Consider the following 17,096-nt stretch of genomic DNA (forward strand, 5'->3'; position numbering starts at 1 on the left):
TGCGTGCTTTGGTGCCCGATTCGGGGACGGTCACGGTCGACATGTCCTCACGGTAGCAGTGGGTTGTTCCCAAATGGAACTTTCATTGACAGAAATGGGACGTGAATGTTCCACTGGTGGACATGAGTGATTCCCCGGCGTCTGTGAGCTGGCCGAACGTGCGGCTGTTGTGGTCCTTCATTCGCCCGCACCGGAAGGTCCTCGGCCTGGGCTTGGTGCTGGGGATCATCGTCACCGCCTTGGGGCTGGCGACGCCGATGATCATCAAGCAGATCCTGGACACGCTCAGCAGCAGCGGCTCGATGCTCACGCCCGTTCTCACGCTCCTCGGCGTGCTTGTGCTCACCGGTGTCGTCGGGTACTTCCAGTGGATCCTGCTCGGCACGCTGGCCGCGCGCGTGGTCTACGACGCGCGAGAATCCATCGTGCGCAGGTACTTCCGTTCCACGGTCGGCAGCCTGACGGCGCGGCCGTCGGGCGAACTGGTCACCCGGGTCACCTCGGATACCGTTCTGCTGCGTGAGGCGACCTCGTCCAGCCTGGTCGAGCTGTTCAACGGCGCCGTCAGCGTCATCGGCACCCTCGTCCTGATGGCGATGCTCGACCTCGTCCTGTTCGGGGCGACCGTGGCCTCGCTCCTGGTCGTCGGTGCCCTCGCCCTCGTTCTCATGCCGCAGGTCGCGAAGTCGCAGCGGCAGGCGCAGGAGTCGGTGGGGCGGCTGGGCGGTGTGCTCGAGGGCGCGCTGCGCGCCATCCGGACGGTCAAGTCCAGCCGCGCGGAGGCTCGCGAGGCGGAGCGGATCATCATCGACGCGAAGGACTCACAGCTGCACAGCGTCCGGGCGGTTCGGGTCACTGCTCTCGTCTGGATCATCGCGGGCGGCGGAATGCAGCTCGCGATCATCGGGATCCTCGCCTTCGGTGCGTACCGGGTGAGCACGGGCGCGCTCGCGGTCTCCGGGCTGGTGGCGTTCCTGCTGTACGCCTTCCTGCTGACCGCACCGGTGACCGCGATGGCGCAGAACATCTCGCTCGTCCAGTCCGGGATCGCCGCGGCGAGCCGGATCCGCGAGGTGCAGGACATGGAGGTCGAGGAGCACGCGGCCGTCGAGGTCCAGCCGCTGCGGCCGTCCCCCGACGTGCCGGTGCTCGAGCTGGTCGACGTTGTCGCCCGGTATGCCCCCGGTACCGAGCCGTCTGTGCGCGGGGTCAGCGCGCAGATCCCGGCACGCGGACACACCGCGATCGTCGGGCCGTCGGGGGCCGGCAAGACCACCCTGTTCTCGTTGTTGCTGCGATTCCTGCACCCGGAGAGCGGTGAGATCCTGCTCGACGGCGTGCCCTACTCGGAGCTGCCGTTCGACCAGGTTCGCTCCCGGCTGGCGTATGTGGAGCAGGAGACGCCCATCGTGCCGGGCACGATTCGGTCGAACCTGCTGTTCACCCACCCCGAGGCGACCGAGGAGGAGGTGTGGGACGCGCTGCGTGCGGTGCACCTCGACGAGACCGTGCGTGAGCTCGAGGACGGACTCGACAGCGACCTGTCCTCCACCAACGTCTCCGGTGGGCAGCGGCAGCGAATCGCTCTGGCGCGGGCCATCGTTCGCCGCCCGGACGTGCTGCTCCTCGATGAAGCCACCGCGCAGGTGGACGGGCGGACCGAGGCCGCCATCCACGACATGATCCGGGAGCTGTCGCAGACGGGTTCCGTGGTGACCATCGCGCACCGGCTCTCGACCGTCATCGACGCCGACACCATCCTGGTGATGGAGCACGGCCGGGTGCGGGCACGCGGCACCCATCTCGAGCTGATGGAGTCGGACCAGCTCTACCGGGAACTGGTCACCGCGTTGCGAATCGGGGTCGACCTCAGGGTCGCCGTGTAGGGCGGCGGTAGGCTCGGACGGTGGCCGTCGCAGCCTTCGAAACGTCTGAGCCCGCCGCCGAACGCCGGCGGCGAGGCAAGCATCTGCGTGCCCGGATCCCGCGCGGGGCCCACGGTTCGTGGGAGCCGTCCTCGTGTCGACCCGATCCGGTGTCGATCCTCGACCGGCAGAACGCGAATCGGATTCCGGAACTGGTTCCGCTCAGATTCGAGCGAATGTTGGTCTCGCCGTTCACCTTCCTGCGTGGCTCTGCCGCCATCATGGCGTGGGATCTGGCGCACAGCGCGCGAACGGACCTGACGGTGATGGCGAGCGGGGATGCCCACCTCGCGAACTTCGGGCTGTTCGCCGGTCCGGACCGGCGGCTCGTGTTCGACCTCAACGATTTCGACGAGGTGCATCGTGGGCCTTTCGAATGGGACGTCAAGCGGCTGGCGACCTCGGTGCTGGTGTCGGCGACCACGAACGGTCACAGTGCTTCGGACGCGCGTGCCGCGGCACTGATCGTGGGTACCTCATACCGGGAGACGATCCGTCACGCGGCGCAGATGCCCGCGCTGGACGTCTGGTACCTCCGGATCGAGGCGGACGCGATGCTGGCCGGGCTGCGGGATCAGATCACCGCTCGTCAGGTCGGGGCGGCCGAGGCCGTGATGGCCAAGGCGGAGCGGCGAACTCAGCTCGGCTCGCTCAAGCGGTTCGCAAAGTACGAGAACGGCCGGTTCCTCATCAAGGACGAGCCACCCCTGATCACCCGGCTCCCGCACGAGCGGCATGCGGAGGTGACGGATCTGCTCCGGGCCTCCTTCGAGCGCTATCTCGGGACCCTGGCGGGGGACCGGCGGGAACTGGTGGAGCGCTACCGATTCCAGGACATCGCCAGCAAGGTCGTCGGGGTCGGATCGGTTGGCATGCTCGGCTTCATGGCGCTGTTCGTGGGCGAGAGCGCCCAGGACCCACTGTTCCTGCAGATCAAGGAGGCACAGCCGTCGGTGCTGGCGCCGTACGTTCCCGGTTCGCCGCACCGTGACCAGGGCAGGCGGGTGGTCGAGGGGCAGCGGCTGATCCAGAGCGTGAGCGATCCGTTCCTCGGATGGTTTCCCGGGTCGGGTACATGTGGCCGCGACTTCTACGTCCGACAGTTGCGGGACAAGAAGGGCTCCTTCAGCATCGCAGCGATGGACCCGTCCGGGCTGCGGGCGTACGCGCGGCTGTGTGCGATTGCGCTGGCCAGAGCCCACGCCCGCACCGGTGATCCGGCCGCGATTGCCGGATACCTGGGCAACGGAACCGTTTTCGATGAAGCCATCGCGGAGTTCGCGGTGGTCTACGGCGAGCAGAACCGGCTGGACTACGAGGAAGTGCGGCGTTGCCGCAGTAGTGCGGTCACGGAGACCTGAGGCTCCGTGACCGCACCACCGCGCCGCAGGCGCATCACCAGATGCGGACGCGGCGCTCGGGTTCGAGGTAGAGCGCGTCTCCGGGCGTGACCTCGAACGCCTCGTGGAAGCTGTCGAGGTTGCGCACCACACCGTTGCAGCGGAACTCCGGCGGCGAGTGCGGGTCGACGGCGAGGCGGCGGATGGCCTCCTCGTTCCTGGCCTTGGTTCGCCACACCTGCGCCCAGCCGAAGAAGACGCGCTGGAGGCCGGTCAGCCCGTCGAGGGTGGGAGAGTCCTTGCCGTCCATCGCGATCCGGTACGCCTCGACCGCGATGGACAGGCCGCCTAGGTCGCCGATGTTCTCGCCGATGGTGAACTCGCCGTTGACCTTGTGGCCCGGCAACGCCTTCGGCTCGAACTCGTTGTACTGCTCGATCAGCGCCGTGGTGCGCTTGCCGAACTCGGTGCGGTCGCTGTCCGTCCACCAGTCGATCATGTTGCCGTCACCGTCGTACTTGGCGCCCTGGTCGTCGAAGCCGTGCCCGATCTCGTGTCCGATGACCGCGCCGATTCCGCCGTAGTTCGCCGCGTCGTCCGCGGCGGCGTCGAAGAACGGCGGCTGCAGAATCGCTGCGGGGAAGACGATCTCGTTCATTCCCGGGTTGTAGTAGGCGTTGACCGTCTGCGGGGTCATGAACCACTCGTCGCGATCCACAGGTCCGCCGAGCTTGGCCAGGTCGCGGTCGTGATCGGCGGCGTACCCGCGACGGTAGTTGCCGACCAGGTCGTCCGCGGTGATGACCAACCCGGAGTAGTCCCGCCACTTGTCGGGGTAGCCGATCTTCGGGGTGAACTTCTCCAGCTTGGCCAGCGCCGCGCTCCTGGTGTCCGGGCTCATCCACTCCAGTTCGGAGATGTTGCGGCGGTACGCCTCCTGCAGGTTCGCGACCAGCTCCTGCATCCTGGCCTTTGCCTCGGCGGGGAAATGTCGCTCGACGTAGAGCTTGCCGACGGACTCGCCGAGCAGGTCCTGCACCAGGGAGACGCCGCGCTTCCAGCGTTCACGGTTCTCCTCGGTGCCGGACAGGGTGGTGCCGTAGAACGCGAAGTCCTCCGCGACCAGGTCGGAGGTCAGGTATTCGGCCCGCGAGTGGATCACCTTCCAGGCCGCCCATGCCTTCCAATCGGAGAGGGGACGCTGCGTCCAGAGTGCGGTCAGCGCGGTCAGGAAGCTGGGCTGGCGGACCACCAGTTCCGCGAAGGTCTCAGGTGTGCCACCGAGGCCGGATACCCAAGCGGCCCAGTCGAATCCGTCATTCTCGGTGGACAGGTCGGACAGAGTGACCAGGTTGTAGCTGAGTTCGGCGTCGCGCCTGCGCACCACGTCCCAGTGGCCGGCGGCGATCTGGGTCTCCAGGTCGAGGATCGTCTGCGCGTCGGTGACCGGGTCGGGCCTGCCTGCGAGGGTGAGCATCTTCCGCACGTGGTCGAGGTAGGCCGCGCGGGTCTCGGCGTAGGAATCCTCGCGGTAGTAGGACTCGTCGGGCAGCCCGATCCCGGACTGGGTCAGGTGCACGAGGTAGCGCGTGGAGTCCTTGGCGTCGGTGTCGACGTAGTTTCCGATCGCCCCGGAGACGCCGGTGCGCTGCAGCTCACCGAGAAGTCCCGCGAGCGCAGACAGATCGCTCACCGCGTCGACCGCGGCGAGCTCGCCCGCGATCGGCTCCAGCCCGGCCCGCTCGACGGCGTCGGCGTCCATGAACGAGCTGTAGAGGTCGCCGATCCGCTGCGAGTCGGTGCCCGCCGCGCCGCGGGCCTCCGCGGACTCGGTGATGATCGCCCGCACGTCGACCTCGGCCTGGTCGTAGAGCGTGCGGAAGGCACCGTCCACCGCTCGGTCGGCGGGGATCACGTAGTCGTCCAACCATTTGCCGTTGACGTGGACGAACAGGTCGTCCTGCGCGCGGATGCCCTGGTCGAGGTGGGTGAGGTCGATTCCGGAAGCGGGCGTCGTCATGCCTCTATTTCTACCGCGACGCCGCCGACCGTGCGTGGGTTGTACCCCGGTAGGGGTGAAACACGCGCACGGGCGCGCAGCGCTACACCCCGATGTTGATGGCGCCGAGATATCCGTCCCCGTCCCGGACGGTCGTGACCATGCCGGACTCATCGAAGATGCCGTCGCCTGCGTTGTCGACGTTGTTCTCCCGCCCGGTGTGCTCGTTGTAGGGCGCCGACGCGTACACCTCGTCGATGAGCGCCTCCTCGAAGTAGAGCTGCGAGGTGAGCACGGTGGCTTTGTCCACGTGCACCTTGAGGTGGATGTGCGTGGTGCGGCCCTGGTACCAGCCGGGGAAGATCGTGGTGAACCTCGCGATGCCGTCGGCGGCGGTGGTCTGCGCTCCGCGCAGGTAGGTGCCGTCGTCGGTGGTGGCCGCCTCGCTGTCACCCTTGCTGTACGAGCCGTCGGAGTAGTCCGTCGTGTTGCCGCCGGGACTGCCGGGAACACTCCCACCCGCACCGCCGGGCCCACCCTCGGGAGGCAGGCCAGGGCCACCGTCGGGAGGCCCACCGGGGCCGCCCTCGGGGGAGCGCCGTCGGCGCCCTGCGAACCGGACTCGAAGCCGGAGTACACGCCGCCCGCGTCGCAGTGCCAGATCTCCACGACGGCATTGGCTACCTCGCCTCCCGAGCCGTCGGGGGTGCACTTCTGCAGATCCTGCACCCGGATGGCCAGGTCGAGGGTGGCGCCGGGCCGGTCCTCACGCAGGTCGTTGCGGATCGAGTCGACGTCGAACCAATACGGGCCCTGGGTCTCTTCGGTGGTCATGACGCATTGCGGGGCCCGGGCGAGCAGGGCGGTCACGTCGCCGCTCGCGGCGACCGCCGCGCCGGTGGCGGGTGCGGAGGCGCTCGTCGCGGTCCCGCCGGAGCCGTTGCCCGTGCAGGCCGCGATCAGCCCGCTGAGTCCGACTGTCCCGCCAAGGGCCAGCGCTCGGCGTCGGCTGACGCGGGCGCGGCTGCGCTCGATGTCCTCGTTCACGTTGATCTCCGCTCGGTGTAGATGGTGTTCACCATCGTCGAGCGGGTAGCTGTGAGCACCCTGCCAGCGGGCTGCCAGGTGCCTGGGCGTCGGGTGTGGTCAGCGCGGCGGGACCATGGGCGGGGCCTCGAACGTCACCGAGAACCGGTCCTCGATGTTGCTCTCGAACTCGTCCTCGCACCGCTGCTGAGCGGCCCGGTTGCTGCCCGCGTCCCGGAGGCAGTCGACGAAGTCCTGGCCGCCGACCTTGTGGAACAGACCGATCCCGACCACGACGAGCACGATCGAGATGATCAGCCCGGCGAGGCCGAGCAGGATGCCCGCGAGGGACACCCCACCGTTGGTGGCCTGCCCCTTCTTGTACAGCGATCGGCCAACCAGGCCGACGATGATCGCGACGGCCCCGAGCAGGATGCCGCCGATGATGGTCCACACGGTCAGCACCGAGAAGATGCCGAGGACGAGCGCGGTGATGCCCGCGCCGTTGCGAGGCTGCGCGGGCGGCTGGGGTATGGCTGCGCCGCATACGGCTGGCCTGGGTAGGGCTGACCGGGGTAGGGCTGACCGGGGTAGGGCTGACCGGGATACGACGGCTGGCCCGGGTACTGGGGTCCACCGCCCTGCGGCGGACCGGGGTACGGCGGCTGCTGGCCTTCCGGCGGCGAGGTTCCCGCCGGCGGGTTCGGCGGCTGCTGGTCTTCCGGCGGCGGAGTTCCGTTCGGCGGCTGATTCGTCATCGTCTCTCCTCGGATTCACCCATGGGCACCGGAAAAGCCAAGTCACCCGCAGACTAGTCGCGTCGGAGGTCCGATAGACCGTATTGCCGCGACCCCGGTCAGCGCAGCTGGACGCTGGCAGCCGCCCGCGCGAGCAGGCGTCCGGAGGGATCGACGAGTCGCGACTCGATCAGGGCCAGCCGCCGCCCGGCCCGAAGCACCTCGGCCTCGGCGCGGATCGGGGGGCCGTCGGCCGCGGGGGAACGGACGAAGTCGATCCTGAGGTCGAGCGGCTCGTAGCCCTGACCGGGGGCGGTGAGGGTCTGTGCGGCCAGGCCCGTGATGAGGTCGGCCGCGGAGATCAGCACCCCGCCCTGAATGGATCCGAGCGGGTTGCTCATCCAGCCCCGCGGCGCGAACTCGCCGACCACCCGCCCCCGGGTGACCTCGGTCAGCCCCATGCCCAGCAGCCCGGCGAGCGGGCCCCGTGCCAGCGCGCCGCGCTCGATGCTCTCCACGATCTCCAGCCCGGCGCGATCGGCGAGCTCGGCGGCATCCGCGACCGGCTCGGCGGCCTCGACGGGCAGGGCGTCGCCCCTGAGTACCGCCTCGGCGTTGGCGGCCTCCCGGGTGACCACCATGCCGCGGGTCTGCAGCGCGACGAGCACCTCGCCGTCCGGTCCGCGCATGTCACCGGTGGCAAGTCCGGTGCCGGCCGCGGTGTCGATCCGGACTGCCTTCCCCGTTGCCTCGATGGTGCCGGTTGCGGGTAGGGGGCCGGCGAGCGCGGCCACCACCTGCGACAACACGACCTGGGTTCCCTCGGGGACCGCGTTACCGATCGCGCGGCCCGGCACGTTGTCGGCGAGCACCCCGATCGATCCGAGGACCGTCCGACCGCGATGGTCGTGGAACCGGGGGCCGACCTCCTGTCGGAACCGGATCAGGCCGGGGGCGAGTTCGACGGCCTGCACGCCCATCAGCTCGTTGAGCCGGTCGAGGCGCTGGTTCTCCGTGGTGGTCATCCGTCTTCTCTATCACCGCGGCCGCGGCGTTCGGCCGCGCGGTCCCGGTCAACGGTCGAGCCCCGGCGCCGATCAGCCGCCGAGGCGGCCGTGCATCTCCCAGACCAGCACCTCGGCCGGGGCGTCGGCGGACAATCGCTGACCGCCCGACGCGGTGAGCCGGACCGCGTCACCCTCGGAGAGGATCCCCGCTCCCTCCAGCGACACTTCGCCCTGTGCGACGAAAAGATGCAGGTAGGGGGCCTCGGGAGCTGTACCGAGCCGCCCGGCTGCAGGCGCGCCACATGCAGCGCAGCGCCCCGGTTCGCGATCGTGATGGCCGACTGGTTCCGGTGTGCGGGCATGCCGGAGGCCACCGGCACCAGCCCGCCGCGCATCAGCTCGTCGTCGATCTCGAGCTGCTCGTAGCCGGGGCTGATGCCCGGCTCGTCGGGCAGCACCCACATCTGGATGAATCGAACCGGCTCGGCGTGCTCGTCGTGCTGGGATCCGGCCAGACGCCAGGAGTCGTTCTTCTCCGAGTGCAGGATGCCGGTGCCGGCGCTCATCCGCTGGGCCAGGCCCGGATAGATGACGCCGGAATGTCCGATCGAGTCCTGATGCACCAGCGATCCCCTCAGCACCCAGGTGACGATCTCCATGTCCCTGTGTGGATGGGTGTCGAAGCCCTGGCCCGGCATCACGATGTCGTCGTTGTTGACCATCAGTACGCCGTGATGGGTGTTGTCCGGGTCGTAGTGCTGCCCGAACGAGAAGGAGTGCTTCGAGTCGAGCCAGGAGATCCGGGTCTTCATCCGATCGCCCGCGCGGTGGATGTCGACGTGCGGTGTGGTGGGTGCCGTCATGGGCGTCCTCCTTTGTGGTGCTTCGGGTTTCCAGAGTACGAGGGCGTCAAGGACTCGGTGCACAGATGTCGGCTCCGATGCGGGACCGTTGCACGACGGACCCGGTTCGGTGTGTGCGGACCCGGTCGTCGATCATGATCGATCTCCTCGAAAAGTGTTGCTGTCAAACCTGATCCGCGCGCTTGGTCGCGGACTCACCTGAGTGCGGCATGCATCTCCCAGATCAGCAGTTCCGTGGGTTCGGCCGCGGTGTACTGCTGGCCACCGATCCCGGTGAGCCGCAATGAATCCCCTTGGTCGAGGCGTCCGAACCCCTCGACCTCGCCGGATCCGCGCGCAATGAACACGTGGGCGTACGGCGCGTCCGGCATTGTTACCGACTGTCCAGTTTGCAATCTGGCGGCGTGCAGCCCCGCGTGCCGGTTGTTCAGTCCGATCGCGGCGTGATCGCGGTGCCGGGGCAGGCCCGACGCCACCGTGACCAGCCTGCCGCTGTCGAGCTCCTCGTCGATCGGTAGTTCCTGGTAGCTCGGCTCGATACCGAACTCGTCCGGCGGGATCCACATCTGCACCACGTGCACCGGCTCGGTGCCCCGGGTCCCGTCCGCCCGCCAGCGGTCGTTGCGCTCGGAGTGCATGATGCCGCGGCCCGCGCTCATCCGCTGCGCGAGTCCGGGGTGGACCACCCCCGAGTGTCCCTCGGAGTCCTGGTGGACGAGGGATCCGCTGAGCACCCAGGTGACGATCTCCGCGTCCCGGTGCTGGTGCATGTCGAATCCGGACCCGGCATCGACGATGTCCTCGTTGTTGACCACCAGTAGCCCGTGTGCGTTCGCGGCCAGGTCGAAGTTGCCCGCGAAGGGGAAACTCTGCCACGACTCGAGCCAGCCGTAGCGCTGGTGCGCGCGGTCGCCCGCGCGCTGGACCGACATCGACGGCATCGCTACGCCAGCGTCTCGTGGGCGGCGGGGATCGAGCCCAGCCGTCCGGCCTGGAAGTCCTCGAACGCCTGGATGACCTCCGCCTTGGTGTTCATCACGAACGGCCCGGCCATCGCGACGGGCTCGCGGATCGGCTTGCCGCCGAGGATGAAGACCTCGAGGGACTCGGTCCGGGAGTCCTGGGTGTCCGCGGCCCCGACGGTCAGCATGTCGCCGCTCCCGAACACGGTGGTCTGGCCCATCCGGACCGGCTTGCGCTCGGCGCCGACCGTGCCCTCGCCCGCGAGGACGTACGCGAGCGCGTTGAACTCGGGGTTCCACGGCAGGGTCAGTCGGGCCCCCGGTGCGATGGTCGCGTGCACCAGGCTGATCGGGGTGTAGGTGGAGCCGGGGCCCTTGTGGCCGTCGACCTCGCCCGCGATGACGCGGATCAGGGCGCCGCCGTCCGGCGAGGACAGCAGCGCGACCTTGTTGCCGGTGATGTCCTGGTAGCGGGGGCCGCCATCTTGTTGTCGCGGGGCAGGTTCACCCACAGCTGCACGCCGTGGAACAGGCCCCCGCTGACCACGAGGTGCTCGGGAGGGGTCTCGATGTGCAGGATGCCGCCACCAGCGGTCATCCACTGGGTGTCGCCGCCGCCGATCGTGCCGCCACCACCGTTGGAGTCCTGGTGTTCCATGATCCCGTCGATCATGTAGGTGACGGTCTCGAAGCCGCGGTGCGGATGCCACGGGGTGCCCTTGGGCTCGCCCGGCGCGTAGTTCACCTCGCCCATCTGGTCCATGTGGATGAACGGGTCGAGGTACTTCAGGTCGACGCCCGCGAACGCGCGGCGCACAGGGAACCCCTCGCCCTCGTAGCCAACGGGGCGGTGGTCACTGCCAGCACCGGCCGCGCCGCGGAGTCCGGCGCGGTCTCGGTGATGCGCGGCAGGGCGAGGATGTTGTCGACGGTCACGGCAGGCATGGGGTGCTCCTCCGACTCAGTTAGTTGATTGTTCAACTAGTGCATCTGACTCAACACCCGCGGGGTGGAGGTATTCCCGACGCGGCCGTCCGCAGGCGCGAGCCGGTCAGGAGGCCTGTCGGACGGCAAACACCGGGAACCGGCCGTCCTCGGCTGTGGGCCGGAACTCGACGCGGACGTCCCGGTCGGTTGCATCCGGGACCTCGCCGTCGATCCACGTGTAGATCCGCGGGCCGTCGTCGAGCTCGACGATCCCGACGGCCGAGGGTGCGGAGTCCCCGCGCGCCTCGTCCGGCCGATCATCGGCCACCTTCCACGACACGATCGACCCGGCGCCGGAGGACGGCACCGAGCGGAGTTCGGCGCCCTGGCAGGACGGGCAGGATGCCGTCAGCGGCGCGAGCAGTGCTGCGCAGCGCACGCAGCGATTGATCATCAGCGACGAGGGGTGGACCCGCTCCGTGTCCTGCGCGGTCATGCCGCGACCCTCGGTGGCCACGCCAGCACGGTCCTCATGGCGTGCCCGAAGCCGTGCGGGTCACCGACCGGCCATTCGTGGGAGCCCGCGACCGTGAACACCGGCGGACGACGAAGCGCCGTGCGCAGCGACTCGAGGCCTGCCCTCGGGATCACCTGATCACCGCGAGCCCAGAGCAGCGTCACCGGGAGGCCACGGTCCGCCAGGCGGTCGAGTTGGCGTGTCTGGTCGCCGCCGCCGGTCGTGGCGCGCCATTCGTGCGGCAGTACCGCCCGGATCGGGTGCCCGTTAGCCGCGGCACGAGGACCGATGCCGCCGCCGATCGAGTTGACGAGAACGAGCCGGGCCACGTGGTCGGGGAGGTCGTGGGCGGTCTGGATGGCGACGCCGCCGCCGAAGGAGTGCCCGACGAGCGTGACCGGTTCGGTGACGCAGGCGGAGTCGATGAATCGCCCCAGCCACCGCGCGTAGCCGGCGGGATGCCGCTCGCCGCGAGGGAGCTCGGCCGTCCCGCCGAACCCCGGGAGCGAGGGCGCGAGCACCCGCGCGCCGTTGCGGGCGAGCCGCACCAGTGACTGCTGGTACGTGCGATGGCTCGAGCCCCATCCGTGCAGGAAGACCAGCGGCGGGCCCTCGCCCGCGACGCCGTAGGCGATGGAACGCCCGTCGAGTTCGGAGTCCAGCGAGGTCAGCGCGGGGCGCGGATCGGGATGGAGGATGCGCGGGGGTGGGGACTGGTGGTGCGTCATCGGAACCTCGACGTGCTCGGCAGTGGTGTGGATCACACTGTTCTCTCGGGTGGCCCGCGGGACCACGGTGGAAACACGGGGCACGTACCTGTTTCTCGCGGGCACGGCGCGGCGCGGCGACGCGAAACCCGACGGTTCCCCGCGGTGATCGGCCATAGTGGGTGCGTGGCCGCCAAACGAACACGCACCGCCGCCGCCGCACTGGCGGTGTCCGCCGTCGGACTGTTCGCCGCCGGCTGCACAGATGGGTCTGACGCGCAGGCGGGGCCGGTGCTCCCCCGGGGATCAGCACCCAGGCCACCGGGAAGGTCAGCGGAACGCCGGACACCCTGACGGTGGTGCTCGGCGTGCAGACGCAGGCGCCTGACGCGGCCGGCGCCCTCGAGGACAACGCGAACAGGGCGACCGCCCTCATCGACACCCTGAAGGAGAAGGGGGTGCGGGCGGAGGACATCCAGACCAGCGGGCTGTCCGTGCAGCCGACGTACGACCCGAACTCCTCGGCGATCACCGGCTATCAGGTGACGAACCAGGTGACGGCGACCGTGCACGATGTCAGCGCGGCGGGCGGGCTGATCGATGCCGCTGCGGCCGCGGCGGGCGATGCCGTCCGGGTCCAGCAGACGTCCTTCTCCATCGCCGACGACAGCGACCTGCGCGCGCAGGCAAGGGCCGACGCGGTGCGGCAGGCGCAGGCCCAGGCGAGGCAGATCGCGGAGGCCGCCGGGGTCGGTCTCGGCGAGGTCCGCTCGATCACCGAGGTGCCCGCCACCGCGCCGACCCCGTACCCCGGCGGCGCGCTCGACCGGGCCCCCTCGACGCCGATCGAGCCGGGCAGCCAGGAGCTGACGGTGGCGGTCGCGGTCGTCTACGACATCGACTGAGCGCGCGCCCTTTTCCTCACAGTCTTCTCACACTGGCGCCACCCTGGTGCCAGAGATTGCCTGTACGGTCCGGCCTATGGTTGCCGCACATGTGAGTTCGAGGCGTGGGCCGTGGGTGATCGCCGCGGTGACGGCGCTCCTCGCCGCCGCCGTCGGGGTCTATTTCCTGGTCTCACCGGAGGGGGAGTCGACGAGGACCGTCGCGATCGTCAACGAGGACGCGGGCGCCGTGGTCGACGGCAAGCCGATGAATGCGGGCGACCAGGTCATCGCGGCGCTGCAGGAATCGGGTGACTTCGAGTGGGCGACGGTATCGGCCGATGAGGGGTCGGCCGACACGTACCTGGCCTCCGTCACGATTCCTGCGGATTTCTCCGACTCGGTGAACTCGCTCTCCACCAATGCGCCCCGGCAGGCGGAACTCGCGGTGCACTACAACGGTGACGGCTCGCCCGCGGACACGGAGTCGATGTCGGCGTTGATGGCGACCGTCTCGGATCAGACCGGGGCGCAGGGCATCAAGGACGTCCTGGCCGGGATCGCCTCGGCGCGGGCGCAGTTGCAGCAGACGCTCTTGCCGTCCCAGCTACTGACGGCCGCGACGACCGCCGCGGACGCGCAGGTCCAGCAGCTGCTCGGTCAGGCCGACCAGGTGTTGCCGCTCCTGGCCACGGCGAACGACGGCGCGAACCAGCTCGTCGACGTCGCCGGGCAGGTGTCGGCGATGGTGGACGGCGCGGTGGGCCCCGCGACGGAGGTGTCCGGCCGACTGACCGAGCTCGGCGTCACCCTCGGCGACGTCACCCGCTCCACCGAGCAGCTGCAAGGCGGTCTCGACGCCGCGGCCGCGGCCCTGCGTGCCACCGGGCTCCAGCCCGATATGGTGCGGACGCTGGAGCAGACCAAGACCGATCTCGCGCTGGTGTCCGGTCAGCTCACGGCGATCACCGGGCTGCTGAGCGCCGACGCCGGGCCCGACACCGACCTGGGCGGCGCGCTGCGCAGCGGTCTCGGCCAGCTGCAGGACGTGTCCGCGCAGCTCACCGACGCGGGTAACCAGCTCCAGGCCGGGATCGGCCCCATCGCGGAGCAGGCGCCAGCGCTGCTTGGTACCACCAAGGACCAGATCCTCACCGGCGTCAGCCAGCTCAAGTCCGTTTCGACGCAGATCGGGGAGCAGCTGACGAAGGGGGTCAACGCGATTCCCGCCCGCAATGCCAAGCAGCAGGATCAGATCTCGACCGTGCTCAGCGCGCCGGTCGCGGTGGTCCAGACCGGCGGATCCGACGGCGGGGTCGAGCTGTTCACCGCCAGGAACCTCGCGATCGTGTTCGCGGCGACCACCGCGGCGCTCGCGGGCGCGCTGGTGTGGTCGCTGCGGCGGCGCCCGTCGGGTCCGCCGGCGACCCCCTGACGTCGGAGGCGGGATCGCGTCGACCGTCAGGCGATCCCGCCGAGCTCCACTCGGCACAGCTCGGCGGACCGGGTCGGATCATCCGGGTCGGTGATCAGCCAGCCGCCGCGCAGATCGTCGTCCACGGCCAGGCCCTCCACCTTGCGCACGCTTGGCCTGCCGTCGGATTCGAGCAGCCGGGTCCAGCGCACCGAGAGTTGGTCCCCCGCACCGTCGATCAGGCCGACCGCCGCACCCGCGACCGGACCGTCGGCGATGGCATCGTCCGTCTGCTCGGCGGCGGCGAGGAACATCGTGCGGTCATGGGAGAGGACGGCCGCGTCGGTGACGCCGAGGCCGACCCCGTCCAGCGTGCCGAGCTCGAACCAGGTGAATCCGAGCACCTCCGGACGGTCGCCGTCGAGGACACCCAGCGGCAGATCCACGCTCGCACTCGCCGCGGGGCCGGCGCCACGATGGAACAGCCGCAGCCGCGATCCGTCTACCGCGGCCCCCTCGATGTTGGGCCGATCGGCGAGACCGAGCGCGAGCCGGACGCTGTCATAGATGGCCGGGAACTCGTGCAGGGTGACGGAGCCGTCGTCGGGGTCGACGCGCGCGAGCGTGCAGCGGTTCTCCAGTGATCCGGAGCCCAGCAGGTGGATGCTGCCGTCCGGGGCGCGCAGCGCCGACTCGAAATCGGGCTTGTCCTTCTTGGCGAGCGCCGCGCCGTCGCCACTGAGTGGCAGCTGGGTGACACCGAGTCCTGGCAGGTCGATCCAGGCGGCACAGAAGGCGTCGTCCTGAACCGCCAGCAGGCGGTCGCCGACACGCACCAGCGCCGAGCCCGCGCGCACACCGGGCAGGGGATGTGCCGCGACGAGGCGGGCGCTGAGTTCCGATCGCACCGTCAAAACAATAGGGGAGCGCGGTTCAGGCGTTCCGATCCCAGCGGGCCGGGTCGGATTCGAGCGCGGACCGGTCCCAGTCACCGAGCGACGCGGCGGCCTCGTAGGTGCTCTGCAGGAACTCCATCAGCGCGGCGTCCGGGTCGGCGGCGGTGCGCACGGCCTCGTACGGCAGCACGAACTCGCCCAGCTCGGCGCTGTAGTGCGCCTGAGCGGGCCCGATCGGATGGTCGGCGAAACCGTCCGGTGCCGGGTAGGCGTAGGAGTAGAAGCCGCCCTCCTCGCCGCCGCCGGGCCAGAACCCGCAGCTGCTCAGCTCGCGGGAATAGCCCTCGACCATCACCCAGTCCGCGCAGTTCGGGGCACCGCCGGGGTGGACGGGCGCGCCGCGCCCGGAGAACCGGGTACAGGCCAGATCCATCGCGCCCCAGAAGAAATGTACCGGCGAGCACTTGCCGACGAAGTGCGAGCGGAACCGGGCCAGCACCCGGTCGGCCTGGACCAGCTGACGCCAGAACAGGTTCGCGGCCGCGGCGTCGTACGAGGCGTGGACCTCGTCCTCCGCGAAGGGGATCGCCGTCACGACCTCGTTGGGGGCGGCCTGGATCCGCACCTCGACGCCCAGTTCGCCGAGCGCCGCCACGGTCTGGGCGTAGAACTCGGCAACCGACTTCGGCTCGAGGGCGATCCGGCGCGCGCCACCGTCACTGGTGCGCATGCGCAGCTCGTGGTCGCAGAAGTCGAACTCGATCTCGAGGAGCCGGGAGCCGCACGGGATTGCCGAGGTGGTCAGCCCCCTGGCGGTGACGTACAGCGTCACCTGCCACCAGTGGTTGAGCAGCGGCGCGTGCTGTAGCCGGATCTTCCCGACGATCTGCATCCACATGTGCAGGGTGTCGCGGGTATCGGTCCAGTCGTCGAGGCGCAGCGCGGGCCACGCGTCGGTCGCCGTCGTCTCGGTCATCGTGGCTCCCTCGGTGAATGCTCCCCGGAATCGTCGATGCCCATCCGAGTCTGCCACCTAGACTCGGAAACGTGGCACACACAGAGTCCTCGTTCACCGGCAAATACGGCACCCGGATCGACTACGACGTCTGGACGCCGGACGGCGAACCGCGCGCGGTCCTGGTTCTCGCGCACGGCTTCGGTGAGCACGCCCGCCGCTACGACCATGTCGTCGAACGCCTCCTAGGCCTTGGCCTCGTGGTGTACGCACCCGACCATCGCGGCCACGGTCGCTCGGGCGGCAAGCGCGTCGAGCTCAAGGACTGGTCGGACTTCACCGACGACCTGCGGCGGCTCTTCGGGATCGCCGCCGCCGAGCATCCCGGGCTCGATCGGTACCTGCTCGGCCACAGCATGGGTGGCGCGATGTCGCTGTCCTACGCGCTCGATCACCCTGGCGACCTGGCCGGGCTGATCCTGTCCGCCCCTGCGGTGGACGTGACGACCGGGGTGCCCCGAGTGGTGGTCGAGGTCGGTAAGGTCCTCGGCCGGTTCGCGCCCCGGGTGCCCGTCGAGTCGCTGGACGCAAATCTCGTCTCCCGCGACCCGGCTGTGGTTGCCGCATACAACTCCGACCCGCTGGTGCACCACGGCAGGGTTCCCGCCGGTATCGCCCGCGGGATGATCGTCAACGCCGAGTCGCTGCCCAACAGGCTGCCGACACTGCAGGTTCCGTTGCTGCTGCTACACGGCAGCGAGGACGGGCTGGCGAACGTGAACGGCAGCCGGATGATCGCCGACATCGTGGGCTCCCCGGATCTGACGTACACCGAGTACGACGGCCTGTTCCACGAGGTGTTCAACGAGCCGGAGCGTGAGCAGGTGCTCGACGACGTGGTCGAGTGGCTGGAGTCGCGCCTCAAGGGATGAGGCCG

General features: G+C 69.7%; 15 protein-coding genes and 2 pseudogenes. 6 read left to right on the top strand and 11 right to left on the bottom strand.

Features of this window, described 5'->3' with window-relative positions:
- The first annotated feature begins 122 nt into the window (after positions 1-122).
- Both BTZ20_RS01660 and BTZ20_RS01665 read left to right on the top strand, forming a co-directional pair.
- Positions 123-1,886 (top strand): ABC transporter ATP-binding protein, encoded by a 1,764-nt coding sequence (locus BTZ20_RS01660; protein ID WP_077043394.1) that lies wholly within the window; start codon positions 123-125, stop codon positions 1,884-1,886.
- Positions 1,887-1,906: 20 nt separating this feature from the next.
- Positions 1,907-3,286 (top strand): DUF2252 domain-containing protein, encoded by a 1,380-nt coding sequence (locus BTZ20_RS01665; protein WP_077040154.1) that lies wholly within the window; start codon positions 1,907-1,909, stop codon positions 3,284-3,286.
- A gap of 34 nt (positions 3,287-3,320) precedes the next feature.
- Here BTZ20_RS01665 and BTZ20_RS01670 read toward each other — a convergent pair whose 3' ends face one another.
- Both BTZ20_RS01670 and BTZ20_RS29350 read right to left on the bottom strand, forming a co-directional pair.
- Entirely contained in the window at positions 3,321-5,285 is a 1,965-nt protein-coding gene (locus BTZ20_RS01670) for a M13 family metallopeptidase (protein WP_077040155.1), read from the bottom strand.
- Between the two features lie 82 nt (positions 5,286-5,367).
- On the bottom strand, positions 5,368-5,976 hold the full coding sequence (locus BTZ20_RS29350; protein WP_317616067.1) for a hypothetical protein: 609 nt from the start codon (positions 5,974-5,976) through the stop codon (positions 5,368-5,370).
- 114 nt (positions 5,977-6,090) lie between these two features.
- Here BTZ20_RS29350 and BTZ20_RS29355 point away from each other — a divergent pair, with 114 nt between their 5' ends.
- Positions 6,091-6,360: a hypothetical protein gene (locus BTZ20_RS29355; protein WP_317616068.1), complete on the top strand. Its 270-nt coding sequence runs from the start codon at positions 6,091-6,093 to the stop codon at positions 6,358-6,360.
- A 50-nt stretch (positions 6,361-6,410) separates the two neighbouring features.
- Here BTZ20_RS29355 and BTZ20_RS26050 read toward each other — a convergent pair whose 3' ends face one another.
- From BTZ20_RS26050 to BTZ20_RS01710, 7 genes and pseudogenes are all read right to left on the bottom strand, one after another.
- Positions 6,411-6,755: a DUF4190 domain-containing protein gene (locus tag BTZ20_RS26050; RefSeq protein ID WP_083742456.1), complete on the bottom strand. Its 345-nt coding sequence runs from the start codon at positions 6,753-6,755 to the stop codon at positions 6,411-6,413.
- Positions 6,756-7,146: 391 nt separating this feature from the next.
- Positions 7,147-8,052: a PaaI family thioesterase gene (locus BTZ20_RS01685; protein ID WP_077040156.1), complete on the bottom strand. Its 906-nt coding sequence runs from the start codon at positions 8,050-8,052 to the stop codon at positions 7,147-7,149.
- 72 nt (positions 8,053-8,124) lie between these two features.
- A pseudogene (locus BTZ20_RS01690) lies at positions 8,125-8,897 on the bottom strand (pirin family protein).
- A gap of 194 nt (positions 8,898-9,091) precedes the next feature.
- Positions 9,092-9,838, bottom strand: coding sequence for a pirin family protein (locus tag BTZ20_RS01695; RefSeq protein ID WP_077040157.1), 747 nt, complete (start codon positions 9,836-9,838; stop codon positions 9,092-9,094).
- 2 nt (positions 9,839-9,840) lie between these two features.
- Positions 9,841-10,804: pseudogene (locus BTZ20_RS01700) on the bottom strand (pirin family protein).
- A 106-nt stretch (positions 10,805-10,910) separates the two neighbouring features.
- Positions 10,911-11,303, bottom strand: coding sequence for a Zn-ribbon domain-containing OB-fold protein (locus BTZ20_RS01705; protein WP_317616069.1), 393 nt, complete (start codon positions 11,301-11,303; stop codon positions 10,911-10,913).
- A complete protein-coding gene (locus BTZ20_RS01710; RefSeq protein WP_223263569.1) occupies positions 11,279-12,115 on the bottom strand; it encodes an alpha/beta fold hydrolase in 837 nt (278 codons plus the stop codon). Before BTZ20_RS01710 ends, BTZ20_RS01705 begins: the two co-directional genes overlap by 25 nt.
- Before the next feature lie 254 nt (positions 12,116-12,369).
- Between BTZ20_RS01710 and BTZ20_RS01715 the strand changes: the two genes are divergently transcribed.
- Both BTZ20_RS01715 and BTZ20_RS01720 read left to right on the top strand, forming a co-directional pair.
- Entirely contained in the window at positions 12,370-12,915 is a 546-nt protein-coding gene (locus tag BTZ20_RS01715) for an SIMPL domain-containing protein (protein WP_262982534.1), read from the top strand.
- Between the two features lie 76 nt (positions 12,916-12,991).
- Complete coding sequence (locus BTZ20_RS01720) at positions 12,992-14,329, top strand: YhgE/Pip domain-containing protein (RefSeq protein ID WP_145982161.1); 1,338 nt, start codon at positions 12,992-12,994, stop codon at positions 14,327-14,329.
- A gap of 26 nt (positions 14,330-14,355) precedes the next feature.
- Here the strand turns inward: BTZ20_RS01720 and BTZ20_RS01725 are convergent, their stop codons facing one another.
- Both BTZ20_RS01725 and BTZ20_RS01730 read right to left on the bottom strand, forming a co-directional pair.
- Positions 14,356-15,216, bottom strand: a complete 861-nt coding sequence (locus BTZ20_RS01725) for a DUF6929 family protein (RefSeq protein ID WP_077040159.1) — start codon at positions 15,214-15,216, stop codon at positions 14,356-14,358.
- A 25-nt stretch (positions 15,217-15,241) separates the two neighbouring features.
- Positions 15,242-16,180: a DUF5996 family protein gene (locus tag BTZ20_RS01730; RefSeq protein WP_077040160.1), complete on the bottom strand. Its 939-nt coding sequence runs from the start codon at positions 16,178-16,180 to the stop codon at positions 15,242-15,244.
- A 71-nt stretch (positions 16,181-16,251) separates the two neighbouring features.
- On the opposite strand from BTZ20_RS01730, the gene BTZ20_RS01735 reads away from it, so the two are divergent.
- A complete protein-coding gene (locus BTZ20_RS01735; protein ID WP_077040161.1) occupies positions 16,252-17,091 on the top strand; it encodes an alpha/beta hydrolase in 840 nt (279 codons plus the stop codon).
- Positions 17,092-17,096: the final 5 nt, after the last annotated feature.

The organism is Rhodococcus sp. MTM3W5.2, assembly GCF_001984015.1.
Lineage (GTDB): Bacteria > Actinomycetota > Actinomycetes > Mycobacteriales > Mycobacteriaceae > Rhodococcus_G > Rhodococcus_G oryzae.

Coding starts and splice junctions, on each gene's coding strand:
- BTZ20_RS01695 (WP_077040157.1), bottom strand. CDS start 9,838: ATGCCGTCGATGTCGGTCCAGCGCGCGGGCGACCGCGCGCACCAGCGC.
- BTZ20_RS01720 (WP_145982161.1), top strand. CDS start 12,992: ATGGTTGCCGCACATGTGAGTTCGAGGCGTGGGCCGTGGGTGATCGCC.
- BTZ20_RS01685 (WP_077040156.1), bottom strand. CDS start 8,052: ATGACCACCACGGAGAACCAGCGCCTCGACCGGCTCAACGAGCTGATG.
- BTZ20_RS01670 (WP_077040155.1), bottom strand. CDS start 5,285: ATGACGACGCCCGCTTCCGGAATCGACCTCACCCACCTCGACCAGGGC.
- BTZ20_RS01730 (WP_077040160.1), bottom strand. CDS start 16,180: ATGACCGAGACGACGGCGACCGACGCGTGGCCCGCGCTGCGCCTCGAC.
- BTZ20_RS01660 (WP_077043394.1), top strand. CDS start 123: ATGAGTGATTCCCCGGCGTCTGTGAGCTGGCCGAACGTGCGGCTGTTG.